21 protein-coding genes are annotated in these 24,003 nt (G+C 59.2%); 9 read left to right on the forward strand and 12 right to left on the reverse strand.

Annotation, left to right across the window (positions count from 1 at the left end):
* Position 1 precedes the first annotated feature (1 nt).
* Positions 2-706 (forward strand): hypothetical protein, encoded by a 705-nt coding sequence (locus FBY12_RS22405; protein ID WP_145256013.1) that lies wholly within the window; start codon positions 2-4, stop codon positions 704-706.
* A gap of 93 nt (positions 707-799) precedes the next feature.
* Here the strand turns inward: FBY12_RS22405 and FBY12_RS22410 are convergent, their stop codons facing one another.
* Both FBY12_RS22410 and FBY12_RS22415 read right to left on the reverse strand, forming a co-directional pair.
* A complete protein-coding gene (locus FBY12_RS22410; protein ID WP_145256016.1) occupies positions 800-1,294 on the reverse strand; it encodes a RidA family protein in 495 nt (164 codons plus the stop codon).
* A gap of 145 nt (positions 1,295-1,439) precedes the next feature.
* Positions 1,440-1,925, reverse strand: a complete 486-nt coding sequence (locus FBY12_RS22415) for a RidA family protein (RefSeq protein ID WP_145256019.1) — start codon at positions 1,923-1,925, stop codon at positions 1,440-1,442.
* A gap of 124 nt (positions 1,926-2,049) precedes the next feature.
* Here FBY12_RS22415 and FBY12_RS22420 point away from each other — a divergent pair, with 124 nt between their 5' ends.
* Positions 2,050-3,462 carry a PLP-dependent aminotransferase family protein gene (locus tag FBY12_RS22420; RefSeq protein WP_145256022.1) on the forward strand — a complete coding sequence of 471 codons (1,413 nt, stop codon included), beginning with the start codon at positions 2,050-2,052 and terminating at the stop codon, positions 3,460-3,462.
* Positions 3,463-3,495: 33 nt separating this feature from the next.
* On the opposite strand, the gene FBY12_RS22425 is transcribed toward FBY12_RS22420, so the two are convergent.
* The 8 genes from FBY12_RS22425 to hmpA form a co-directional block, all read right to left on the reverse strand.
* Complete coding sequence (locus FBY12_RS22425) at positions 3,496-4,644, reverse strand: hypothetical protein (protein WP_145256225.1); 1,149 nt, start codon at positions 4,642-4,644, stop codon at positions 3,496-3,498.
* Positions 4,645-5,364: 720 nt separating this feature from the next.
* A complete protein-coding gene (cyoE, locus tag FBY12_RS22435) occupies positions 5,365-6,252 on the reverse strand; it encodes a heme o synthase (RefSeq protein ID WP_121733276.1) in 888 nt (295 codons plus the stop codon).
* 11 nt (positions 6,253-6,263) lie between these two features.
* Complete coding sequence (cyoD, locus tag FBY12_RS22440; RefSeq protein WP_092278252.1) at positions 6,264-6,599, reverse strand: cytochrome o ubiquinol oxidase subunit IV; 336 nt, start codon at positions 6,597-6,599, stop codon at positions 6,264-6,266.
* The gene (locus tag FBY12_RS22445; RefSeq protein ID WP_092278250.1) at positions 6,599-7,225 is read right to left on the reverse strand and encodes a cytochrome o ubiquinol oxidase subunit III; all 627 of its coding nucleotides are present in this window, start codon (positions 7,223-7,225) and stop codon (positions 6,599-6,601) included. Before FBY12_RS22445 ends, cyoD begins: the two co-directional genes overlap by 1 nt.
* 3 nt (positions 7,226-7,228) lie before the next feature.
* Positions 7,229-9,259 (reverse strand): cytochrome o ubiquinol oxidase subunit I, encoded by a 2,031-nt coding sequence (gene cyoB / locus FBY12_RS22450; RefSeq protein ID WP_092278248.1) that lies wholly within the window; start codon positions 9,257-9,259, stop codon positions 7,229-7,231.
* Positions 9,260-9,262: 3 nt separating this feature from the next.
* Positions 9,263-10,207, reverse strand: a complete 945-nt coding sequence (gene cyoA / locus FBY12_RS22455) for a ubiquinol oxidase subunit II (RefSeq protein ID WP_092278246.1) — start codon at positions 10,205-10,207, stop codon at positions 9,263-9,265.
* Between the two features lie 811 nt (positions 10,208-11,018).
* Positions 11,019-11,528, reverse strand: a complete 510-nt coding sequence (locus FBY12_RS22465) for a disulfide bond formation protein B (RefSeq protein WP_145256028.1) — start codon at positions 11,526-11,528, stop codon at positions 11,019-11,021.
* Between the two features lie 256 nt (positions 11,529-11,784).
* Positions 11,785-12,966 carry an NO-inducible flavohemoprotein gene (hmpA, locus tag FBY12_RS22470; RefSeq protein WP_145256031.1) on the reverse strand — a complete coding sequence of 394 codons (1,182 nt, stop codon included), beginning with the start codon at positions 12,964-12,966 and terminating at the stop codon, positions 11,785-11,787.
* Positions 12,967-13,114: 148 nt separating this feature from the next.
* Here hmpA and norR point away from each other — a divergent pair, with 148 nt between their 5' ends.
* From norR to FBY12_RS22495, 5 genes are all read left to right on the forward strand, one after another.
* On the forward strand, positions 13,115-14,674 hold the full coding sequence (gene norR, locus FBY12_RS22475; RefSeq protein WP_145256034.1) for a nitric oxide reductase transcriptional regulator NorR: 1,560 nt from the start codon (positions 13,115-13,117) through the stop codon (positions 14,672-14,674).
* Between the two features lie 263 nt (positions 14,675-14,937).
* A complete protein-coding gene (locus FBY12_RS22480) occupies positions 14,938-15,840 on the forward strand; it encodes a chemotaxis protein CheV (RefSeq protein ID WP_092278238.1) in 903 nt (300 codons plus the stop codon).
* A 27-nt stretch (positions 15,841-15,867) separates the two neighbouring features.
* Entirely contained in the window at positions 15,868-16,326 is a 459-nt protein-coding gene (locus FBY12_RS22485) for a GNAT family N-acetyltransferase (protein WP_145256228.1), read from the forward strand.
* Between the two features lie 129 nt (positions 16,327-16,455).
* Positions 16,456-16,797: a hypothetical protein gene (locus FBY12_RS22490; protein WP_178111791.1), complete on the forward strand. Its 342-nt coding sequence runs from the start codon at positions 16,456-16,458 to the stop codon at positions 16,795-16,797.
* Between the two features lie 83 nt (positions 16,798-16,880).
* Positions 16,881-17,630 (forward strand): YkgJ family cysteine cluster protein, encoded by a 750-nt coding sequence (locus FBY12_RS22495; RefSeq protein WP_145256037.1) that lies wholly within the window; start codon positions 16,881-16,883, stop codon positions 17,628-17,630.
* 200 nt (positions 17,631-17,830) lie between these two features.
* On the opposite strand, the gene FBY12_RS22500 is transcribed toward FBY12_RS22495, so the two are convergent.
* Together FBY12_RS22500 and FBY12_RS22505 are read right to left on the reverse strand one after the other, a co-directional pair.
* On the reverse strand, positions 17,831-18,973 hold the full coding sequence (locus tag FBY12_RS22500; RefSeq protein WP_145256233.1) for a transporter substrate-binding domain-containing protein: 1,143 nt from the start codon (positions 18,971-18,973) through the stop codon (positions 17,831-17,833).
* A 143-nt stretch (positions 18,974-19,116) separates the two neighbouring features.
* Positions 19,117-19,371, reverse strand: a complete 255-nt coding sequence (locus tag FBY12_RS22505) for a hypothetical protein (protein WP_092278232.1) — start codon at positions 19,369-19,371, stop codon at positions 19,117-19,119.
* A 368-nt stretch (positions 19,372-19,739) separates the two neighbouring features.
* On the opposite strand from FBY12_RS22505, the gene FBY12_RS22510 reads away from it, so the two are divergent.
* Both FBY12_RS22510 and FBY12_RS22515 read left to right on the forward strand, forming a co-directional pair.
* Positions 19,740-20,900 carry an efflux RND transporter periplasmic adaptor subunit gene (locus tag FBY12_RS22510; RefSeq protein WP_145256040.1) on the forward strand — a complete coding sequence of 387 codons (1,161 nt, stop codon included), beginning with the start codon at positions 19,740-19,742 and terminating at the stop codon, positions 20,898-20,900.
* A complete protein-coding gene (locus FBY12_RS22515; RefSeq protein WP_145256043.1) occupies positions 20,897-24,001 on the forward strand; it encodes a multidrug efflux RND transporter permease subunit in 3,105 nt (1,034 codons plus the stop codon). The genes FBY12_RS22510 and FBY12_RS22515 overlap by 4 nt, the downstream gene beginning before the upstream one ends.
* Positions 24,002-24,003: the final 2 nt, after the last annotated feature.

Here is a 24,003-nt window from a genome sequence, read left to right on the forward strand (position 1 = left end):
AATGTCCGATTCCAACACCGCTGAATCCGTAGTCACCTTGTTGTCCAAAGCGGAATACGAAAACTCCATCAATCTTTCACAGCACGTGCCTCAGGCCAAAACCATCAGCGAGATGGTCCTGGACGCGTTCCAGTCGACCCGCGAAAGCGACCAGATCCGCGAACTGCGCGCCGCCATTCGCCAGGCGCACGACAGCTTCGATGACGATAAAGCCTACGAACTGATGGGCGAACTCAAGCAACTGAAAGATGCCGAGGCGTCCGACATTGCCGCCCTCGAAGACTTGAGCAGCAAGTTCCCGATCAGCCGCATCCTGTCGAGCTTCAAGGATGACCCGGCGTTCCAGGAAATCGTTTACGGCTTGGCCCTGAAAGTGCTGAACCAGACCCATCAAGCCATCAGCAACCCGAGCAGCGGCAAGAGCAAAGTTGCCCGCGCGAAGAAAGAAGTTGAAGTGTTCACCATCAGCAAGGATGGCGTGAACGTTACGTTGCCGCTGCGCACGCCGCGCTCGCGTTTGAACATTGACCGTGAAGCGCTGGAGTTCCTCGGTTTCACGTTTGTCGGCGAAGGTGACGAAGCGGAACTGCAAAGCGAAACTTTCCTCGACAATGCCGGCACCGAACTAGCGGTCAATCGCAAGAACATCATCACCGCGCTGCAACAGCAAACCGCGTTCGACGGTTACAGCATCGCCGCGCAATAATCTGCCTGGCTGATACTGCCAACAGCAAAAGCCCCGCACTGAGTTTCCGTGCGGGGCTTTTTGTTGTCAGACGATTGATCTGGCAGACGAGGGTTACATCGACGCGGGGCGTAACGCGACGATCATGTCCATTTCTACAGCAGCGTTGTTCGGCAGTTGATAAACGCCAATGGTGGTGCGGGTATGTTTGCCGGCATCCCCCAATACATGCCTGAACACGTCTGATGCACCGTTGGCCACTTCACCCAGTTCGGCGAAGTCGGCGGTCGATTTGATGTAGACGTTAATGCGCAACAACGATTTGATCTTGTCCAGCGAGCCAATGGTGTCGACGATCAACGCCAAGCCGCGCATGGCGCTGATGCTGGCGGCGAGTTGCGCATCGGCCAGCGTCAGTTCCAGCCCTACTCTGCCGGGATACTGAACCTTGCCGTGTTTACGCGGCACCAGACCGCTGACGTACAGTTCATCGTCATGCCGAACCAATGGTTCGAAATGCCAACCGGTGTTGCTCTCACTGTTGATGTCGTAATCGAGTTCCCTGGCCAGTGCGATAAAGCGTTCATCGCACGTCATCTGCTCAGTCATTCCACTTAACTCCGGCTTTTAACCCATCGGTTAAATCTCATTTTCGACAGATTAGCCCAAGCCGACTTTGACCACGACCCTCAATCAGAAAACCCCGCAGTTCTTTTGAAAGCGAGGTTTTGCAGAAGCGTTTGAACGACGCTGGCTACGGCTGTAAAGCGACGATCATATCCACTTCTACCGGGGCGTTTTTCGGTAACTGGTAAACACCGACTGTGGTGCGCGTATGTTTACCGGCATCGCCCAGAACATGGGTAAAGATATCCGAAGCGCCGTTGGCTACTTCACTGAGGTCGATAAAGTCAAAGGTGGATTTGACATGCACGGTGAGGCGAATCAGCGACTTGATCTTATCCAGTGAACCGACCGCGTCCATGATCAGCGCCAATGCGCGAATGGCACTGATGCCCGCCGCGGCTTGGGCGTCCGCCAGGTTAAGTTCCAGTCCTACGCGGCCGGGGTATTGGATTTTGCCGTTCATTCGCGGAACCAGGCCGCTGACATACAGTTCATCGCCATGTTGCAAGATCAGAGAGTAATGCCCACCGGCAGTGTTTTCGTCGTAGATGTCGAAGCCATGTTCCTTGGCCAGATCGATAAAACGTTCATCACGGGTAATTGGCTTATTCATTTGCTGAACCTTCCAGATCAATAACGCACAAAACTAACCGCCGAGAGTAGTTACAGTCGGCCGCGTTGAGCAGAGCAAGTTGGTATAGAATCCAGCGAACTTTACTGCCAGGGATACCAGTAAAATGCAGGCTCAACGCGCCGTGATCGCCGCCATCGAGCTCCAGCCGGGCGTGCCGCTGGTGCAGCAGATCGTCGATCAGCTGTCGAACGCCATCAGCCAGGGAGGCCTGCCACACGGCGCCAAACTGCCGCCGATCCGCGAACTCGCCGAGCTGTTGAATGTGGGCAAATCGACGGTGGTCGACGCCCTCGACCACTTGCGCGCCAAAGGCCTGGTGGTGTCCCGCCAGGGTTCGGGACATTACGTGCACCGCTCCAGAACCACGCTGCCGAGCGCCGCCGCGCCGGACTTGCAACCTCAGGACACGCTCAGCGTGGTGCGCCGCGCGGTGTTGCTGGACAACGGCGCGCTGCGCCCCGGCTGCGGATTTCTGCCCTCCTCCTGGCTCCCCGCCGAGGACCTGCTGAAAGCGGTGCGCGGCACGCTGCGCGCTTCGGCCCTGCGCATGGGCGAATACGGCGTCACCGGCGGCTACCTGCCGCTGCGCCAGGCGTTGCGGGTAAAACTGGCGACCTTCGGCATCGAGGTGCCGGTCGAGCAAATCATCACCACCGCCAACACCATGCAGGCCATCGACCTGCTGATGCGCCTGCTGCTCAAACCCGGCGACACAGTGCTGCTCGACGATCCGTGTTACTTCAACATGCACACCAACCTCGCGCTGCACGGCGCCAAAGTCGTGACCATTGCCCGCCAGTGCGACGGCATCGACATGGACGCCTTCGAGCAACAAGTCATCGCGCACAAACCGGTGCTCTACCTGACCAACAGCACGCTGCACAACCCGACCGGCCATTCGTTCTCCCCGGCCCAGGCCTACCGCTTGCTGGAGCTGAGCCACCGCCACGGCTTCCATATAGTAGAAGACGATTTGTACGGCGACCTGCAACAACGCCGCACCCCGCGCCTCGCCGCCAGCGGCCTGGACAACGTCAGCTACGTGTCCGGTTTCTCGAAAACCCTGACCGCCAACAGCCGCGTCAGCTACGCGGTGCTCTCGCCGCAACTGGCGGCCCGCCTGATCACCCTGAAAATGGCCTGCGGCGGCGTAACCTCGGAATTCGCCGAGCAAATCACCTGCGCCCTGCTCAGCAACGGCAGCTACGCCAAACACACGCGGCGCACGGTCGATCGGCTCTACGAATCGAGCAGCCGCGTGGCCCGCTGGCTGGTCGAGGCCGGGTGTTCGGTTTCATCGTTACCGGGCGAAGGTCTGTTCATCTGGACTCGTTTACCCAGTGGCATGGATGCCGAGACGCTGGCGAGGAAAGGCCTGGAAAAAGACGTCGCGTTGGCGCCGGGAACGTTGCTGAGCAAAGCGGCGGATGCGAGTGAGTTCATGCGATTTAATGTGGCGCACAGTGATGATCCTGAGGTGCGGGAGCGGTTTTTTCGGTTGTTGGATGAGGGCTGACAACCTGCAGGAACACCGTGACTCGCCAACACTTCAGACTTTGGAAGCGTCCATTCGGTAACCTGCACCGGGCGCGCCCTCGTGCAAAGCCGCCTGAATATCCGCGTACAAGGCATTGGCTTCCGCCGTAGTGATTGATCTCGAGCAATCACGCAACACCACCCTGAGCAATACATTCTCCTGCCCCGACAGTAAACCGAGACGATCAATCGCTTGCGCGGGCAAATCCGAGAATGCCCAACGCCCCTTGACCTGCATCTCCTCAATCCATCCTCCGCAATCGCCAGCCGCCAGCAGCATCTTTTCGGTAAGCGCTTCCTCGCTCAAGCCAGGAGTAACCGCGAGCGAAATATCTCGCGCAATCGAAGGAAGCCGCGACACCTCACGCCACGGATTCAGGTCGTGCATTTGCGCCTGAACCCGAACATTCTGATCGCGCAACAAGCGGATATCCGGGATGCCTTTGTGCAACATGGTCAAACGATCCAGTCCCATCCCAAGCGCCAATCCACCATGACGCACCGGATCAATCTGCAACCGTCGCAACAGCGACTCGGCAATCCGCCCACATTCCAATACTTCGACCGGGTGGCCGTCATTCAACACATTCACCTCAATACCGCCCTCCGTGTAGTGATGAGGGCTGTCGCTATGGACCCAGGCCTTTGCGGGCACAGCGGTTTGAAGGATATCGCCAACCAGGCGCAACAGATGCTCGTGAGTCGCAATCTGCGGATCCCCCAGCACCCAGATGTCCATCTGATGCGGTTCTGCGCAATGCCAACGGTCACGGCTATCCCGCCGAAACGTAATACCCGGCGCGGCCAGCAACAACGTCTCCCCCGGCTGCCGCCCCTTCGCCGCACGCTGAAGCGCGGCAGGAATCTGACTGGTCGTTTGCGTACGCAGCAGGGAATCTTCGTCAACCCAACGAGTGTGCTCGCTACCCAAGGTGACTTCTGAAGGGTCATAACCGAGCAAACCATAGTTTTCCTCGGCTGAGACAATGCGTGGCCCTGTTTGCAATTGCGCCTGCGGCCAACCCTTTTTGGTCAGGCTGTCGAGGATTTGGAGCATCAGGAGTCGGACGGCGTGTTCGGGGGAGGCTTGTTCGGTTAGATCGGTTTGTGAAAGAGCTCTTTGGAGGCACGCTGCGGTCAGGCATTTTTTTGATAATTGCACTTGATAGCCCTCGATCAAAAATGACGTCAGGGCTATTAGCAAACGCCACCCTTAAAGAAATCTACCGAGCGTGGATGATCAACGACAATGACAATTGCGCTGATCAAGCGATTTTCAGAACCGTCCTTCAGATGTATTCCCGATGACGGGGAAAACGCTATCGCGAGCAGGCTCACTCCTACAGGGATTGCGCAGATCCGGGAGAGACAGGTCGGCTATCAGGCCGCCTCGCGGCGCTGTGGCGGTGCCCGCCCCCTCGTGAGGCCGAGCGCAGGTTCTGCGCAGTGGGCAACCCGGCAAGGATGCCGGGTTAGCCGCCGCCGGCCAGGGATGGCCGATGGCGGCGGGCCCACGGAGCAGGACCGGAGCGAGGGCATGCCGAGCCACGGCGAGGCACCGAACGAAAGGGGCAAGAGCGCTTTGGTTACTTTCGCGCTTCTCGAAAGTGACTCGCTGTAAGAGCGAAACCTTATGCCGCCGTGACCGCAGAAATGGATATGTACATCCGACAAGAATAGATCGGCTGTTAGGGAGCTATCGCGAGCAGGCTCACTCCCACATTTGGATCTTTGTACATCTGGGAGGAATAGGTTGGCTGTTAGGGAGCTATCGCGAGCAAGCTCGCTCCTACAGTGAATCGCAGCAGCACACCAGAATCCGGGCAATAAAAAACCCCGCTCTCCTCTCGAAGGGCGGGGTTTTTGATTCGGCGGCTGGCGCTTAAGGCGCGTAAGTCAGCAACAACTCACTCGGCACTTTAAAGTCCAACGACATCATCACACTCAACGCAGTAATGGTGAAAATCGAGAACACAAACAACTTGCGTGCCCACACCGTGTCATCCACTGCCTTGTAACCGGTCCAGGCCATGTACAACCAATACATGCCCATGGCCGCGGCCACCGCGAGGTAACTCATGCCGGCGTAACCGCTGAACGTCAACATCAACGTCGCGACCAGGAACGCCAGGATGTACAACAGAATGTGCTTCTTCGCCACCTGAATCCCGCGCTTCACCGGCAACACCGGAATCGATGCCGCCAGATAATCATTGAAGCGGAAAATCGCGATCGCGTAAGAGTGCGGCATCTGCCACAAACTGAACATCACCAGCAACGTCAGCGCAGCCATGTCGAAACTGTTGGTCACAGCAACGTAACCGATCACCGGCGGCATCGCGCCCGACAGACTGCCCACCAGCGTGCCGTGAACCGACTTGCGCTTGAGGTACAGGCTGTAGAAACCGACGTAGATGACAAAACCGATCACCGCAAACAGCGCGGCCAACGGGTTAGCCACCTTGTACAACAACACAACGCCGGCAATGCCCAAAACGGTCGCGAACAACAGGGCCAGTTTCAGGGAAATCAAACCCTGCACCAGCACCCGGTTCTTGGTGCGTTCCATCTTCAGGTCGATGTCGCGGTCGATGCAGTTGTTGAACACGCAACCGGAAGCCACTACCAGGGACGTGCCGATCATCGCGGCCAGGAAGATGGCCAGATCGACATGCCCTTTCGAGGCCAGGAAAAATCCGCCCGCCACAGAAAGCACGTTACCGAAAATGATCCCCGGTTTGGTGATTTGGATAAAGTGCTTAAAGGACATCCGGACTTTCCTCAGTGCGCCATCATGACGGTGTGGATGCTGAACATGATCCACAGCGACAAGCCAACCAGCAGGACAATCACCATCGCCGCGAAAACAAACGCAATCACGTTGTTACGCTGGGCGGCGGAACGGTCCAGGTGGAGGAAGTACACCAGGTGCACCAGCACCTGGATCACTGCGAAGGCGAGGATGATCCACAACGTCCAGACTTTCGGCAGCGATGGGTACATCACCAGGCCGAACGGAATGATCGTCAGGATTACCGACAGAATGAAGCCGATGGCGTACGACTTGACGCTGCCGTGACCGGCATCGTGGCTATCGTGGGAATGTGCATTAGCCATTACAGAGTCCCCATCAGGTAAACAACGGTGAATACGCAGATCCAGACCACGTCCAGGAAGTGCCAGAACAGGCTCAGGCAGCTCAGGCGAGTCTTGTTGGTCGACGTCAGGCCGTGCTTGTTGACCTGATACATCATGATCGCCATCCAGATCAGACCGCTGGTCACGTGCAGACCGTGGGTGCCGACCAGGGTGAAGAACCCGGACAGGAAGCCGCTGCGGCTAGGGCCGTAGCCTTCGGAGATCAGCAGGTGGAACTCGTTGATCTCCATGCCGATGAAGCCCAGGCCGAACAGGAAAGTGATGGCCAACCAGCCCAGCACTGCTTTCTTGTTGCCCTTGAACAACGCCAGCATGGCGAAGCCGTAGGTGATCGAGCTGAGCAACAGGCAGGCGGTTTCGCCCAGCACGTAGGGCAGCTCGAAGATGTCGTGGCCCGACGGGCCACCCGCTACGTTGTTAACCAGTACCGCGTACACCGCGAAGATCGACGCAAACAGAATGCAGTCGGTCATCAGGTAGAGCCAGAAACCGAATACGGTCATCTCGCCCGAGTCATGGTGATGGTCATCGTGCCCATGTTCATCGACATGAGCGTGTCCAGCATTGGTCACTAAGTTCGACATGGTTTAAGCCTGTTCCAACGAGGTTTCAACACGGGTGGCGCCAGCAGGGATTTTCCCGGCCGCTACCAGACGCTTGTGCTGCTCGGCTTCGATGCGCTCGATCACGTCGACCGGCACCATATAGCCCTGATCATCACGTGCAGCGTGGATCACGAAGTACACGACAGTGCCGACCAGACCGAAGATCGCCAGCCACCAGATGTGCCAGATCATTGCGAAACCGAACACCGTCAACAGAGCACCCATGACCACACCAGTCGCGGTGTTGTTTGGCATGTGGATCGGCTCGTACTTGGCCGGAACCTGGTACGCGGTACCGTTTTCCTTGGCTTCAGTGAACGGGTCGATGCCTGGTGCTTTTGGCAGTACCGCGAAGTTGTAGAACGGTGGTGGCGACGAAGTCGACCATTCCAGCGTGTGGGCATTCCACGGATCGCCATGCTCGCACATGTTTTCCGGCTTCTTGCGGTCACGAACGCTGACGTACAGCTGGATCAACTGGCAGGCAATACCAACCGCGATCATTACTGCACCGAACATTGCAACGTGCAGGTAAGGCACCCACTCAGGGTTGGTGGTGGCGTTCAGACGACGGGTCATGCCCATGAAGCCCAGTGCATAGAGCGGCATGAACGCGACGAAGAAGCCCGAGATCCAGAACCAGAACGCTGCCTTGCCCCAACCTTCGTGCAGCTTGAAGCCGAACGCTTTAGGGAAGAAGAAAGCGAAACCGGCGATGTAGCCGAATACCGCGCCGCCGATGATCACGTTGTGGAAGTGAGCGATCACGAACAGGCTGTTGTGCAACACGAAGTCGGCACCCGGGATGGCCAGCAATACGCCGGTCATGCCGCCGATGGCGAAGGTCACCATGAAGCCCAGGGTCCAGAGAACCTGGCTGGTGAACTGCAGACGTCCGCGATAAATAGTGAACAGCCAGTTGAATAGCTTCACCCCCGTCGGGATCGAAATCAGCATCGTCGCCAGCCCGAAGAAGGCGTTGACGCTGGCACCCGAACCCATGGTGAAGAAGTGGTGCAGCCAGACCATGAAGCCCAGGATCGAGATCGCGCCCGAGGCGTAGATCATCGAGTGGTGGCCGAACAGACGCTTGCCGGAGAAGGTCGAGATGACTTCGGAGAAAACCCCGAACGCCGGCAAAATCAGGATGTAAACCTCGGGGTGACCCCAGGCCCAGAACAGGTTGACGTACATCATTGGATTGCCACCAAGTTCATTGGTGAAAATGTGGAAATCCATGTAACGGTCAAGCGTCAGCAGTGCCAGGGTAGCGGTCAGGATCGGGAACGAAGCGACGATCAGCACGTTGGCCCAGGTGCAAGTCCAGGTGAAGATCGGCATGTCCATGATCTTCATGCCCGGGGTACGCATTTTCAGCACGGTGGCTAGGAAGTTGACCCCCGTCAGCGTGGTCCCCAGACCTGATAACTGCAGTGCCCAGATGTAGTAGTCAACACCAACGCCCGGGCTGTAGCCCAGTTCCGACAGCGGTGGATACGCAACCCAACCGGTACGGGCGAATTCGCCGACACCCAGGGACACGTTCACCAGCACAACGCCGGACACCAGCAGCCAGAAGCTCAGGGAGTTCAGGAACGGGTAGGCAACGTCACGTGCGCCGATCTGCAGCGGCACTGCAAGGTTCATCAGGCCGGTGAAGAATGGCATCGCCATGAAGATGATCATGATCACACCGTGAGCGGTGAAGATCTGGTCATAGTGTTCAGGCGGCAGGTAGCCAGGCGAACCTTCGGTGGCCAGGGCCAACTGGGAACGCATCATGATTGCGTCGGCAAAACCACGCAGCAGCATGATCATGGCAACGATGATGTACATCACACCGATTTTCTTGTGGTCGACCGACGTCAGCCACTCGGTCCACAAGTACGTCCACTTCTTGAAGTAGGTGATTGCAGCGAACACCGCCAAGCCGCCGAGCGCGATCATGGCGATGGTAATCATCACAATCGGTTCGTGGAACGGGACCGCTTCCCAACTTAATTTACCAAACATCGTTTACTCCTCTGCCCCGGCAGCTGAATGCGAACTCATGTCCATTCCTTCCATGGCGGCCATATCGTCTTCTTTCTTCTCGTGATGCATCGGCGCGCCTGGTTTCATGCCTTCGTACTTGTCGACGATGGTCTGGAACAGGTTTGGCGTGAACGAGGAATAAAGCTCGACTGGGTTGTTCTGGCTTGGTTTGGAGAGGGCTTCGTATTCAGCTTTTTCCAGCTGTTTAGGTGCCTTCTTGACATCACTGACCCACGCATCGAAATCCGCCTGGGAAGTGGCGATAGCTTTGAACTTCATGCCGGTGAAACCCGCGCCGCTGTAGTTGGCGGAGATACCGTCGAATTCAGCGTTCTGGTTTGCAATCAGGTGCAGCTTGGTCTGCATGCCCGCCATCGCGTAGATCTGGCCACCCAGGCCCGGGATGAAGAACGAGTTCATCACGGTGTCGGAGGTGATTTTGAAATTGATTGGCGTGTTGGCCGGGAACACCAGTTTGTTAACGGTGGCGATGCCTTGTTCCGGGTAGATGAACAGCCATTTCCAGTCCATCGAGACCACTTCCACGGTGATCGGCTTGACGTCCGATTCCAGCGGCTTGTACGGGTCCAGTGCGTGGGTCGACTTGTAGGTCACGTAACCCAGGGCAATGATGATCAGGACCGGAACAGCCCACACCGCGATTTCGATCTTGGTGGAGTGCGACCATTTAGGCGCGTACACCGCGTTCGGGTTCGAAGCGCGATATTTCCAGGCGAACAGGAACGTCATGACGATGACCGGCACAACGACCAACAGCATCAGCAGCGTTGCGGTGATGATCAGGTTTCGCTCATCCAGGCCCACCTGGCCCTTGGGGTCGAGCAAGGTCATGTTGCAGCCTGACAGCAACAACGTGCCGAGCAGCGGCAATAAGCCTAGTAGTCTGGGGTACCTGTTTTTACTCATCTCACGACCTCTAAAGCAGCTTGCGCAATGCAGTTGGGTTTTGATCGCCAACACTTCACCCTGCCAAGGGTTGGCATTTTCTTGGATTGAATAAGGGCTGCCCGTCGCGCGTCAGACGCTGTTCGACAAATCCTGGGCTAGCGGTGAGTTCTTATTCGAATTCGTGGTCAAAGGCCTTGTTACAGACCAATTCCATTTGGTGCGGATAGTCGGAAAGGCACCGACACCTGGGAGTCGCATGAAGCCAGCAGGCTTCTCGACGCCCTGTTCAGCTCAGTACAGAGCAGCGCCGGGAATTCAGTGCGGGCGATTGTAGATACGTCGCGACGCATAAACCATGTCTCATCCCGAAATAATTTTTATCCGTTCCAGCAACAATCATTAACGGATTTCGCAAAAGTTCAGCATGGTATCGAAATTGATTCTCAACAAAAACACCAAAAATTGTAGGGCTACCACGCGCAGTTCAGACAGCCTTGATGGCTTCATGCCTTCGCAGTGATGCGTCAAAGCCCCGATCAGCAAGGGCTTGAGCGATTCCTCGGGGCCTGTTAAAACTGCCTGCTTCCCCACAACGGTGCATAAATCGTCCGCTGCTCAAACCCGGGCAAATCGTTGCGTAGCTAAGCACCAATTCCGGACTTTGAAATGAGTTGCGACACTCCAGCTGTGACAACATGTCGCACACGTTGCGCACCCTTGGCTGTCGCACATCACGATCTGTTTACCTGAGTTCTGAAATGCAAAACGCCCCGGCCCTCTCATCGAGGCCCGGGGCGTTTTTGCTTGCGGTGCAAGCCTGGGTGACGGGTTAGCGCAACGCTTTGCGGTTACGCGAAACCAGCACTGGCACCAGCACCACGATCAGCACGAACGCTACCAGCGCCCATTGCGCCAGCGACAAACCGAGGATCGGCGGATACGGCGTCGAGCAGAACCCGTCGACCTGGAAGCCCAGCGGGAAGATCTTCGCCAGCGGCAGGTCATCGACGATCGGTTGCAGCACATCGATGCCACAACTGACCGTCGGGTAGAACTGCGTATAAGCGTGATGCCCGGCAACCGCGACACCGCCCAGAGCGCAGATCACCACCAGGGTTTCGAACACCGTGAGGCTGCGTCGTGTGCGCATCGCCGCGCCGATGAAAGCGAAGATCGCGATCAGCAACAACGCGTAACGTTGCAGGATGCACAGCGGGCACGGCGCCTCTTCCAGCACCACTTGCATGTACAGCGCGCCGCCGATCAGCGCCAGGCAGATGATGCCCAGCAACACCAGATAACGCCGCTCACGGCCCAATCGCATTGTTTCGTCACTCATCGCGTTTCCCTTCCGAAGATCAATTGCCCGCAAGTCTACACGCAGGCCCAAAGCTTTAAGAGCCTGACGCGCGCCGGGGGATGTCGGGGAATAGACGACAGGCTGGTTAAGGAGGGATTAATTGAGAGGTCTGAACCGAGGCGCAGTTATCGCGGGCAAGCCTTGCTCCCACAGGGGGCATGCCACAAATCCTGTGGGAGCAAGGCTTGCCCGCGATTGAAGCGGCGCGGTGAGACTGACTCACCGCGCCCACCCATTACTCCAAGGCAGAAGCCGGCCCAAAGAACTCATAACGGCTCTGTTTCTCCGGCACGCCCAGCGCTTTCAAATGACGCTTGATCGCCGCCATGAAACCCTTCGGCCCGAGGAAGTACGCATCCAGGTCACGCTGCTGCGGCAACCATTCGCCCAACTGTTCCTGACTCAGCAGCCCAACCTTGTCCGCCGCCGGGCTCACGCCGTCATCTTCGGCGTAGCAATAGAAGCGCTTGAGCTGTGGATGGCGCGCGGCCAAACCATCAATCCAGTCACGGAACGCATGCACGCTGCCATTACGCGCGCAGTGGATAAAGTGCACCGGCCGCTCGGTGGCCAACGCCGCTTCAAGCATCGCCAGAGTCGGCGTGATGCCGACGCCGCCGCTGATCAGCACCAGCGGTTTGTCGCTGGCGGTCAGGGTGAACTCGCCCGATGGCGGAAACAGCTGAATGCTCGAACCGACGTGCAGGCTGTCGTGCAGGTGATTGGAAGCGCGACCACCGCTTTCGCGTTTGACGCTGATGCGGTACTGGCCCTTGTCCGAAAGCGATGACAGCGAATAATTACGACGAATCTCTTCGCCATCCAGAATCAGCTTCATGCCGATGTACTGGCCAGGCTCGGCGGCGAGGATCGGGCCTTTGTCGGCCGGTTCGAAGTAGAAGGACGTGATTTCCGCGCTTTCCTCAACCTTGGCCGCGACGATGAATTCCCGCGCGCCGCGCCAGCCGCCCGGTGCATGTTGTTTCTGGTCGTAAATGGCGGTTTCGGCGCCGATCAGAATGTCGGCCAGCTGGTTATAGGCAGCGCCCCACGCGGCGATCACTTCGGGCGTGGCGATTTCTTCGCCGAGCACTTCGGCAATCGCCCGCAGCAGGCAGGTGCCGACAATCGGGTAATGTTCCGGGAGAATTTGCAGCGCCACGTGTTTGTTGATGATCTTCGCCACCAGATCGCCCAGTTGATCGAGCTGATCAATGTGCCGCGCGTACATCAACACGCCGTTCGCCAGAGCGCGGGGCTGATCGCCGCTGGCCTGGTGGGCCTGGTTGAACAATGGGCGGACTTGCGGGTATTCGGAGAGCATCATGCGGTAAAAGTGAGTGATCAACGCTTCGCCACCGCTTTCGAGCAGTGGCACGGTGGATTTGACGATGGCACGATCTTGAACGCTAAGCATAAGGGCGACTCCTGAGCTTTTATGTGAATGCCTTATGCTTATCAGTTTCCATGCCAATAATTAAACCGTTATAAATCAACACTTTAATTGATCAGTAGTCATATCGACACAGGCTGTTTTATAGTCACGCCGACTACACGGAGTCAATATGACCGCAAAATCGCTGCTGACTGCCTTGCTTCCACTGGTCTCCGACCTGTCCCGCGAACTGCCCGAGGGCGAGCGCTATCGGCGTTTGCTCGAAGCCATGCGCGCCCTGCTGCCCTGCGATGCCGCCGCACTGCTGCGCCTCGACGGCGATTGGCTGGTGCCGCTGGCGGTGGACGGTTTGAGCACTGACACCTTGGGCCGGCGCTTCAAGGTCAGCGAACATCCGCGCTTCGAGGCGCTGCTGAGCAGCCCCGGGCCGACACGTTTCGCCGCTGACAGCGACTTGCCCGACCCGTATGACGGCTTGGTCGACGGTCTCGACGATCATCTGGAAGTCCACGATTGCATGGGTTGTCCGCTGTTTATCGATGAACGGCCGTGGGGCCTGTTGACCCTTGATGCGCTGGACCCCGAGCAATTCGAGCCAATCGAACTCGACGCGCTGCAAGCCTTCGCCAGCCTCGCCGCCGCGACGGTGAACGCCGCCGAGCGCATCGAACGCCTGGCCAATCGTGCTGAAGACGAACACCAGCGCGCCGAGGTGTACCGTCAGGCCAGCGGCCAGCAGAACCGCGAGATGATCGGCCAGAGCAAGGCGCACAAACGCCTGGTGGAAGAAATCAGTCTGGTCGGCGGCAGTGATTTGACCGTGCTGATCACCGGCGAAACCGGAGTCGGCAAGGAGCTGGTGGCGCAAGCGATGCACGCCGCCTCACCGCGCGCCGACAAACCGATCATCAGCCTCAACTGCGCCGCACTGCCGGACACCTTGGTCGAAAGCGAATTGTTCGGCCACGTGCGCGGAGCCTTCACTGGCGCGACCAGTGATCGTCGCGGCAAGTTTGAACTGGCGAATGGCGGCACGCTGTTTCTCGATGAAGTCGGCGAGCTCTCGCTGACGGTGCAGGCCAAGTTGCTGCGCGTGCTGCAAAGCGGTCAATTGCAGCGCTTGGGCTCGGATAAAGAGCATCAGGTCGATGTGCGGCTGATCGCGGCGACCAACCGGGATCTCGCCGAGGAAGTGCGCAGTGGCCGTTATCGTGCGGACTTCTATCATCGCTTGAGTGTTTATCCGTTATTGGTCCCGGCATTGCGCGACCGTGGGCGGGATGTGTTGCTGCTCAGCGGTTTTTTCCTCGAGCAGAACCGCTCGCGCATGGGCCTCAACAGCCTGCGTCTGAACAGCGATGCGCAAGCGGCGTTGCTCGCGTATGCATGGCCGGGGAACGTGCGGGAGCTGGAGCACTTGATCGGCCGCAGCGCATTGAAGGCGCTGGGCAATTGCAAGGAACGACCGAAGATTCTCAGCTTGAGCGCGGCGGACCTGGACTTGCCGCACGGCAGCGTCGAGCCGGCGGCCGAAGCGGTGGCGGCCAGCGCGGTGGCATCGGTGGCGTCGCTGTCGGGGGATTTGCGTGTGGCGACCGAGAATTATCAGCGGCAGTTGATCAGCGCCTGCCTGGAACGCCACCACAACAACTGGGCGAGCGCGGCCCGTGAGCTAGGCCTCGACCGGGCGAATCTTGGGCGCATGGCCAAAAGATTGGGGATGAAATAACCCAACCTGTAGCAGTTGCCGAAGGCTGCGTCCGAGGACGCAGTCCTCGCCAACCCGGCAACTCGTTATTGCCGTTGCACCGCGTAATCAGGTTTTACGACTGCTGCGCAGCCGAACGCAGCCTTCGGCAGCTGCTACAGAGTGCATTGTTCGGGATTGCGGGGGATTTCGCCTAAAGCCTGCCCGCAACAAGTCGATAACCCGGCATCAATAGCTTTTGGCGACTAACCCTCGCCCATCACCTTTGTCCAAAGAAGGTTTTTATGTCCACCACCAAAGCCCGCGCAGATTCACTTTCGCTTCTGCTGTTTACCTTGCGCAGCGGCAAGTTGATGGCGATCAACCTGCTCAAAGTCAGTGAAATCATCCCCTGCCCGCCACTGACCAAACTCCCGGAGTCGCACCCGCACGTCAAAGGCATCGCCACGTTGCGCGGCGCGTCGCTGTCGGTGATCGACCTCAGCCGCGCCATCGGTGAGCGGCCGCTGGAAGATCCCAACGGCGGTTGCCTGATCGTCACCGACGTCAGCCGCTCCAAACAGGGTTTGCACGTGCAAGCGGTGAGCAAGATTGTCCATTGCCTGACTACCGACATTCGTCCGCCGCCGTTCGGTTCCGGCGGCGTGCGCTCGTACATCACCGGCGTGACCTCGGTCGACGGCGTGCTGGTGCAAGTGCTGGACATCGAAAAAGTCATCCACGGCATCGCCCCGGCGCAGATCGAAGTGGCGCCGACCGAGCTGAGCATGGAAGACGCCGAGGTGCTCGGCAACGCGCGGATTCTGGTGGTCGATGACAGCCAGGTGGCGCTGCAACAATCGGTGCACACCTTGCGCAACCTCGGCCTGCAATGCCACACCGCGCGCAGCGCCAAAGAGGCCATCGACTGCCTGCTCGACCTGCAAGGCACGGCGCAGCAGATCAACCTGATCGTCTCGGACATCGAAATGTCGGAGATGGACGGCTACGCGTTCACCCGCACCCTGCGCGAAACCCCGGACTTTTCGCACCTGTATGTGCTGCTGCACACCTCGCTCGACAGCGCGATGAACAGTGAAAAAGCCCGGCTGGCCGGGGCCAACGCGGTGTTGACCAAGTTCTCCTCGCCGGAACTGACCAAATGCCTGATCGCCGCCGCCAAGGCGGTCGCCGAGCAGGGCCACTGAGTAGTGGCCGAGCAATTCTGTTTTCTGCTGCGGCGCAACCTCGCCGAGCCGCTGCCGCCGGTTGTCTGGCCGACCGGCATCGAATTGAGCCAATACCGTCCGCAACTCGCCGAAGCCGTTCACCAGTTGATGGAGCTGGGTTATCGCGAGGGCGGTGGTCGCGTGCCTGCGCTGGACGCCTGGCAGCAGCGCTTTGAAACCGATCCGGAATATGACCCGAGCCTGTGTTTTATTGCTTTGGATGGCGAAGGGATCGTCGGCGTTTGCCAATGCTGGACCAGCGCTTATATCAAAAACCTGGTGGTGCACCCGCGCGCGCAAGGTCGTGGACTGGGCCGGGCGTTGTTGCTGCATGCGTTCACGGTGTTTGCGCAGCGGCGTGAAGGGTTTGTCGATTTGAAGGTGTTGGAAGATAACCTGCGGGCGCAGCGGTTATATGAGAGCGCCGGAATGCGTGTGGTTCGCCGGGAAACGGTGCCGACCTGATTGATCGTCTTCGCGGGCAAGCCTCGCTCCTACGGAAGGAATGCTCTGCATTGTGGGAGTGAGCCTGCTCGCGATGAGGCCATCAGGCATACTCCATCCTCGGTCAATAACCATAAGGATGCTGCCCCGATGAAACTCACTACCCTGCTCGCCCTCAGCCTCTCTATCCTCAGCCTCTCTGCCCTCACCTCTCAGGCCCACGCCTCCAGCCCGGACGCCTGGGCCGCTTTCGACAAAGCTGTACTCGCCAGTTGCACCAAGGCCAGTGGTCTCAAAGACGCGAAACCTGTCGGCAACGCTGCGCAATTCGATGATCGCGTCGGTTACGTTGCTGTCCTTCTGCAAGGCCAATACCCGCAGAAACACATGAAGGGCCAGCAAGGCAGCGAGCTGTGCCTCTACAACAAGCAGAGCAAAACCGCCTACGTCACCGAGTGGGACTCGATCCGCCCTGCCGCGAAAAAGCCATGAGTGGCGCATAACTTGCTTCGACGGCTGTCTGTGCGGTGGCTTTCTGTCGCCACTTGATGCACTCACCTTTGGCCGGTCGAACAATGAACACGACGTTTTCCTGCGTAGGTTGCGGCAAATGCTGCACTGATCACCACGTGCCCCTGACCCTGAAGGAAGCCCGCATGTGGGCGGCTGACGGCGGTCAGGTGATCGTGTTGGTCGAAGGCTTTTTGAGCAATGGCCTGGGCCTGCCGTTGCAGCAACGCGAGCATGCCGAACGGCGCTCGGTGCGGGTTCGCAGCGGTGCCAGTGAAGCGTATGTGGCGATCACTTTCGCCGCTTACAACGTCGGCGCCTGTCGGAATCTTGACGAAGACAACCTCTGCCGCATCTACGAACGTCGGCCGCTGGTGTGTCGTATCTATCCGATGGAAATCAATCCGCATATTCCGCTGAACACGGCGGTCAAGGAATGCCCGCCAGAGTCCTGGGAGCAAGGCCCGGACCTGATTGTGGGTGGCGAATTGGTTGATCAGGAACTGCGGACGCTGATTCAGCGCTCGCGTCAGGCTGACCGTGATGATGTGCAAACCAAAGATACGATTTGCGCTTTGCTCGGGATTCGCACGGCGGCGTTGAAGGGTGACGGGTTTACCGCGTATCTGCCGCAGATGGACGCGTTTGCGTCGATTGTTGATCAGGTCGCCGCGCAGCAGCCGCAAGTGCCGGGCGGTGACTGGCTGTTTCACGTCTCGGGCGAGGACATTGCCGGACAAGTACTGGCCGCAGGGGCTGAAGTGGCGACCGAAGTGCCGGTCAACTATGCGTTTATCTCGCTGCGGGCCGCTTGATCCGAGGGATGTGCTGGCAGTGACTGCCTCATCGCGAGCAAGCTCGCTCCCACAGGGATTTGGGAACGCCATAAACCCCCTGTGGGAGCATAGCTTGCTCGCGATGGCGCCAGTCCTGCCCCCATCTATTCCAAAACGCCCACAAATCCTGTGGGAGCGAGCCTGCTCGCGATGGCGCCAGCCCGGCCACCACCGCTCTATCAGCGAACAGCCACCGCCATGCACTCAATCTCGACCCGCGCACCCAGCACCAATGCTTTAGCCGCAAACGTCGTACGCGCCGGCAAGCGTTCTGCCGGGAAGTAGCGTTTGTACACTTCATTCATCGCGTTGAATTCCTTGATGTCAGCCAGGATCACCGTGCACTTGGCCACGTTATCCAGCGAAGAGCCGTGGCTTTGCAGCGCGGCGCGCAGGTTTTCCATGGTCTGGACGGTCTGCGGGCCGATGCCGCCCTTCACCAGTTCGCCGTCAGCGCCCGAGCCAAGCACGCCGGACAGGTAAACCGTGTCGCCAATGCGCACCGCATCCGAAAATGGCAGGCCTTCGTCGTTAGGGAAGTAGATCGGCGAATCGAGCGCTTCGGCCGGCAAGTAGCGCTGGGTGATCATCTGGTACTGGCCATTCTGCTTCAGGCGTTCCAGCGCCGCGTTGAGCTTGTCGCGCAATGCCGTGTCGCTCTTACGCACTGCCATCGCCACGCCACTGCCGAGCATCGGATCGTCGAGCGCTGGGCCGGCGAAGGCGAATGCCTGACCCTGCGGCTGAGCCAGCAACGCATGGGTGATTTCAATCGAGTCTTGCAGCGTGGCGTCGATTTCACCGGCCTGCAGGCTGGCAATCAATTGATCGTTGAACCTGAAACTGCGCACCGTCACACCGGCCGGTTGCCACTGTGCTTTAGCGAACGCCTCGCGGCTGGTGCCTGCCAGCACGCCGATCCGCTGGCCTTTGAGCGACTGCGCCGTTGGCTGCAGCGCGGAACCCTGGCGCGCCACCAGACGGCTGCTCAGCGGATAAAGGTTTTCAGTGAAATCGATGCGCTCGCGCCGCGCAGCCGTGGCGGTCATCGGCATGATCACGTCGAAACGCTTGGCCTCCAGCGCTTCGATATTGCTGGCGTAATCCTGATCGACCCACACGCAGCTGGATTTCAATTCAGCGCACAGCGCGTTGCCCAACTCGATGTTCAACCCGACCAGTTGACCATTGTCGTCACGACTTTCGAACGGAGGGACCAACGCTTCGACGCCGAAGCGGATCTGCGGCTCGACCGCAGAAGACACGCAACCGGTGGTCAACGCCACCAGAGACAGCACAGAGAGGATTTTCAGCAGAGGCATTTCAGTGGCCTTCATCGAACATTCACGGGGAGTGAATCTTCGACGAGTGACCACCGACTTTCCCAGAGGACAAATCGCTCATTCCTGTGGGAAGAATCTTTAAAACACGCAGACTTTTTTTCAGGCCAATGGCCGGCTAAACGTCAGCGTTTGCCCATCGAGCGACGCGTGCCCGGTGGCGCTGCGCCAGGGGTTTTGGTGTGGCCGTTCTTGGCGCCGTTCTTGTACCACGGCTGATTGGCATTCTTGGCGGCGGCCAGTTCGCCCGGTTTGAACGGAAACTTGAACGCCGGGATCGCGGCTTTTTCGCTGTCTGCGCTGGAGTCGACGCTGTCTGGCAGGTCTGCCGGCTCATCGCTCAAAGCGTCGGCAACCGGCGGTTGTGTCGGGGAAGTCATGAAAGCTCCGGGTGGTGCACAAAGAGTCGGGCCCAGTGGGTGGACCGCGAAAGGCGCGAGTATACCTGTGTCGGGAGCGGCAAGCTGCAAGCTGCGAGTTTCAAGCGACAAGTAGTCGGTGTGTGGGTTTGGCGGTGACGGGGCTGACGCCTTCGCGGGCAAGCCTCGCTCCTACAGGGAATGCATTCCAAATGTAGGAGCAAGGCTTGCCCGCGATGAATGATGACTCGGTCTATCTGGCAAAATACGCCTGCCAAACTGACAGCCGCGTCAGTTAGCAGTCACTTTCCTGACCGGGTCACAGGACTATAACGGGAGGTATAAAATCCTACGCTATCCCCGTCCCCCAGCCCCGGCGCCTCTTTCGCATGCGAATCCACAAAAAATCCGCGTTGATCGCTGTCCCGCTGATCGTCCTGGCGGCGCTGGTCCTGTGGTACGCGACTAAACCGGCCACCGCCAAACTCGCCGCGCCGACCGCGATTCCGGTGCGCGTGGTGACGGTTGCCGCGAAAGATGTGCCGCGTTACGTCAGCGGCATCGGCTCGGTGCTTTCGCTGCACAGCGTGGTGGTCCGCCCGCAGATCGACGGCGTTCTCACCAAGTTGCTGGTCAAGGAAGGTCAATTGGTCAAGACCGGCGACCTGCTCGCCACCATTGACGACCGTTCGATCCGCGCCAGCCTCGATCAGGCGCGCGCGCAACTCGGCGAGAGCCAGGCGCAACTGCAAGTGGCGCTGGTCAACCTCAAGCGCTACAAGCTGTTGAGCGTCGACGACGGCGTGTCCAAGCAGACTTACGACCAGCAACAAGCGCTGGTCAATCAGCTTAAAGCCACCGCGCAAGGCAATCAGGCGTCCATCGACGCCGCCCAAGTGCAGCTTTCCTACACGCAGATTCGCTCTCCGGTCACCGGTCGCGTCGGTATTCGCACAGTCGATGAAGGCAATTTCCTGCGCATGACCGATACCCAAGGGTTGTTCACGGTGACGCAGATCGATCCGATTGCCGTGGAGTTTTCCCTGCCGCAGCAAATGCTGCCGACCCTGCAAGGCCTGATCGGCGACCCGCAACGCGCGCAAGTGAAGGCCTACATCGGCGCCGACACCGATGGCGAAACCGGCAACCTGCTGGGCGAAGGTCACCTGACGCTGATCGACAATCAGATTAACGCCAACACCGGGACGATTCGCGCCAAGGCTGAATTCAACAACCCCGGACAAAAGCTCTGGCCGGGCTTGCTGGTCACGGTAAAAATTCAGACAGCGTTGAGTAAAGATGCGCTGGTGGTGCCGCCGACAGTCGTACAACGTGGGCTCGATCAACACTTCGTCTACCGGGTCAATGGCGACAAAGTCGAAACCGTGCAAGTGCAAATGGTCTATCAGGGCAGCGGCCAGGACATCATCAGCGGGGTCAAACCCGGCGACATATTGGTCAGCGACGGGCAGTCGCGACTCAAACCGGGGTCCACCGTGCAAGTTCTCAGCGAGCCGCCGCAAGTGGTGCAAACGGAGCCCAAGCGATGAAAGGTCCTTCGGCGTGGTGCATCGATCACCCGGTCGCGACCATTCTGCTGACGTTTGCCCTGGTGCTGCTCGGCGTCATCGCGTTCCCGCGTTTGCCGATTGCGCCGCTGCCGGAAGCGGAATTCCCGACGATCCAGGTCAACGCGCAACTGCCCGGCGCCAGCCCCGACACCATGGCGTCGTCGGTGGCAACGCCGCTGGAGGTGCAATTCAGCGCCATCCCCGGCATGACCCAAATGACCTCGAGCAGCGCGCTCGGCTCGACCCTGCTGACCCTGCAATTCACCCTCGATAAAAGCATCGACACCGCCGCCCAGGAAGTTCAGGCAGCGATCAACACCGCCGCCGGCAAACTGCCCAAGGACATGCCGACGCTGCCGACCTGGAAGAAGGTCAACCCGGCCGACAGTCCGGTGCTGATCCTCAGTGTCAGCTCGACGCAGATGCCCGGCACCGAACTCAGCGATCTGGTGGAAACCCTGCTCGCGCGTCAGATAAGCCAGATCGACGGTGTAGGGCAAATCAACATTACCGGTCAGCAACGTCCGGCGATTCGCGTCCAGGCCTCGGCGGACAAACTCGCCGCCATCGGCCTGACCCTCGCCGACATTCGCCTGGCGATCCAGCAAACCAGCCTCAACCTGGCCAAAGGCGCGTTGTATGGCGAGTCGAGCATTTCGACGCTGTCGACCAACGACCAACTGTTTCACCCCGACGAATACAGCCAACTCATCGTTTCCTACAAGGACGGTGCACCGGTTCACCTGAGAGATGTCGCGAAAGTCGTCAACGGTTCGGAAGATGCCTACGTGCAGGCCTGGGCCGGTGGTCGGCCGGGGGTGAATCTGGTGATTTCGCGGCAACCGGGGGCGAACATTGTCGAGACCGTAGATCGCATCCAAGCTGCGCTCCCGGGGCTTGAAGCGATGCTGCCCGCCTCGGTCGAGGTCAAGGTGCTGATCGACCGCACGCAGACGATTCGCGCCTCGTTGCACGAAGTGGAAATCACCTTGCTGATCGCCGTGCTGCTGGTGGTGGCGGTGATGGCGCTGTTCCTGCGTCAGTGGTCGGCGACGCTGATTGTGTCGGCGGTGCTCGGTGTGTCGCTGATCGCCAGTTTTGCCCTGATGTACGTCATGGGTTTCAGCCTGAACAACCTGACGCTGGTAGCAATCGTGGTGGCCGTGGGGTTTGTGGTCGACGATGCGATTGTGGTGGTGGAGAACATTCACCGGCATCTGGAGGCCGGCGACGGTATGCGCGAAGCGGCGATCAAGGGTTCCGGCGAGATCGGTTTCACCGTGGTTTCCATCAGTTTCTCGCTGGTCGCGGCGTTTATTCCGCTGCTGTTCATGGGCGGCGTGGTCGGGCGTCTGTTCAAGGAATTCGCCCTGACCGCGACCTCGACCATCATGATTTCGGTGGTGGTTTCGCTGACGCTCGCGCCGACACTGGCGGCGCTGTTCATGCGCGCGCCGGTGCACCACGCCAATAGCAAAAAGACCTTCGGCGACCGTTTGCTCGCCGGCTACGAGAAAGGCCTGCGCCGCGCCCTCGCCCATCAGCGCTTGATGATCGGCGTGTTTTGTCTGTCGCTGGGCCTGGCAGTGGCTGGTTACATCTTTATCCCCAAAGGTTTCTTTCCGGTGCAGGACACCGGTTTTGTTCTCGGCACCACCGAAGCGGCAGCGGATATTTCCTACGGCGACATGGTGAAAAAACACTTGGCGATGGCCGAAATCGTCGCGGCAGACCCAGCGGTGCAAGCGTTTTCGCATTCGGTCGGCGTCTCCGGCAACAACCAGACCATCGCCAACGGGCGCTTCTGGATCGCTCTGAAAAAACGCGGCGACCGCGACGTCACCGCCAGCGAGTTCATCGACCGGATTCGCCCGCAACTGATGAAAGTCCCCGGCATCGTCCTTTACCTGCGCGCAGGCCAGGACATCAACCTCAGCTCCGGCCCGAGCCGCGCGCAATACCAATACGTGCTCAAGAGTAACGACGGCGCGACACTGAGCACCTGGACCCAACGCCTGACCGACAAATTGCGCAGCAACCCGGCGTTTCGCGATATTTCCAACGACCTGCAACTGGGCGGCAGCATCACCCACATCAGCATCGACCGCAGCGCCGCCGCGCGTTTCGGCCTGACTGCCAGCGATGTTGATGAAGCGTTGTACGACGCTTTTGGTCAGCGGCAGATCAACGAATTCCAGACTCAGATCAATCAATACAACGTGATTCTGGAGCTCGACACCCAACAACGCGGCAAGGCTGAAAGCCTGAATTATTTCTACCTGCGCTCGCCGTTGAGCGGGGAAATGGTGCCGTTGTCGGCGTTGGCCAAGTTCGACGCGCCGACCATCGGCCCGTTGTCGATTGCTCATGACGGGATGTTTCCGGCCGCCAACATGTCGTTCAACCTCGCGCCCGGCGTGGCGTTGGGCGATGCGGTGATTCTGCTGAATCAGGCCAAAGCGGAAATCGGCATGCCGACCGCAATCAGCGGCAATTTCCAGGGCGCGGCGCAGGCGTTTCAGAGTTCGCTGGCCAGCCAGCCGTGGCTGATTCTGGCGGCGCTGGTGGCGGTTTACATCATTCTCGGCGTGCTTTACGAGAGCTTCGTGCACCCGCTGACGATCATCTCGACCCTGCCCTCGGCGGGGTTGGGCGCGGTGATCATGTTGTGGATCTGCGGTCAGGACTTCTCGATCATGGCGCTGATCGGCCTGGTGTTGCTGATCGGCATCGTCAAGAAAAACGGCATCCTGATGATCGACTTCGCCCTCGAAGCGCAACGCAGCCGGGGCTTGCCGCCGGAAGAGGCGATTTACGAAGCGTGCATCACGCGGTTCCGGCCGATCATCATGACCACCCTCGCCGCCCTGCTCGGCGCGCTGCCGCTGATGCTCGGTTACGGCACTGGCGCCGAGCTGCGCCAGCCGTTGGGGATTGCGGTGGTCGGCGGTTTGCTGGTGAGCCAGGCGCTGACGTTGTTCACCACGCCGGTCATATACTTGTGGCTCGAGCGACTTTTTCATAGACACTCCCACCCACCAGCACCCGCGCCTGTTACGGCGTTGGCGACCACAGACTGAGG

It is taken from the genome of Pseudomonas sp. SJZ131, assembly GCF_007828705.1.
Lineage (GTDB): Bacteria > Pseudomonadota > Gammaproteobacteria > Pseudomonadales > Pseudomonadaceae > Aquipseudomonas > Aquipseudomonas prosekii.

Bases quoted from the DNA above. Each gene is read 5' to 3' on its own strand.
- FBY12_RS22405 (WP_145256013.1), top strand. From the start codon at position 2: ATGTCCGATTCCAACACCGCTGAATCCGTAGTCACCTTGTTGTCCAAA.
- FBY12_RS22465 (WP_145256028.1), bottom strand. From the start codon at position 11,528: ATGAGTGACGAAACAATGCGATTGGGCCGTGAGCGGCGTTATCTGGTG.
- norR (WP_145256034.1), top strand. From the start codon at position 13,115: ATGACCGCAAAATCGCTGCTGACTGCCTTGCTTCCACTGGTCTCCGAC.
- FBY12_RS22495 (WP_145256037.1), top strand. From the start codon at position 16,881: ATGAACACGACGTTTTCCTGCGTAGGTTGCGGCAAATGCTGCACTGAT.
- FBY12_RS22480 (WP_092278238.1), top strand. From the start codon at position 14,938: ATGTCCACCACCAAAGCCCGCGCAGATTCACTTTCGCTTCTGCTGTTT.
- cyoD (WP_092278252.1), bottom strand. From the start codon at position 6,599: ATGGCTAATGCACATTCCCACGATAGCCACGATGCCGGTCACGGCAGC.
- FBY12_RS22515 (WP_145256043.1), top strand. From the start codon at position 20,897: ATGAAAGGTCCTTCGGCGTGGTGCATCGATCACCCGGTCGCGACCATT.
- FBY12_RS22445 (WP_092278250.1), bottom strand. From the start codon at position 7,225: ATGTCGAACTTAGTGACCAATGCTGGACACGCTCATGTCGATGAACAT.
- FBY12_RS22490 (WP_178111791.1), top strand. From the start codon at position 16,456: ATGAAACTCACTACCCTGCTCGCCCTCAGCCTCTCTATCCTCAGCCTC.
- FBY12_RS22500 (WP_145256233.1), bottom strand. From the start codon at position 18,973: ATGCCTCTGCTGAAAATCCTCTCTGTGCTGTCTCTGGTGGCGTTGACC.
- FBY12_RS22420 (WP_145256022.1), top strand. From the start codon at position 2,050: ATGCAGGCTCAACGCGCCGTGATCGCCGCCATCGAGCTCCAGCCGGGC.
- FBY12_RS22410 (WP_145256016.1), bottom strand. From the start codon at position 1,294: ATGACTGAGCAGATGACGTGCGATGAACGCTTTATCGCACTGGCCAGG.
- FBY12_RS22505 (WP_092278232.1), bottom strand. From the start codon at position 19,371: ATGACTTCCCCGACACAACCGCCGGTTGCCGACGCTTTGAGCGATGAG.
- cyoB (WP_092278248.1), bottom strand. From the start codon at position 9,259: ATGTTTGGTAAATTAAGTTGGGAAGCGGTCCCGTTCCACGAACCGATT.
- cyoA (WP_092278246.1), bottom strand. From the start codon at position 10,207: ATGAGTAAAAACAGGTACCCCAGACTACTAGGCTTATTGCCGCTGCTC.
- cyoE (WP_121733276.1), bottom strand. From the start codon at position 6,252: ATGTCCTTTAAGCACTTTATCCAAATCACCAAACCGGGGATCATTTTC.
- FBY12_RS22510 (WP_145256040.1), top strand. From the start codon at position 19,740: ATGCGAATCCACAAAAAATCCGCGTTGATCGCTGTCCCGCTGATCGTC.
- hmpA (WP_145256031.1), bottom strand. From the start codon at position 12,966: ATGCTTAGCGTTCAAGATCGTGCCATCGTCAAATCCACCGTGCCACTG.
- FBY12_RS22415 (WP_145256019.1), bottom strand. From the start codon at position 1,925: ATGAATAAGCCAATTACCCGTGATGAACGTTTTATCGATCTGGCCAAG.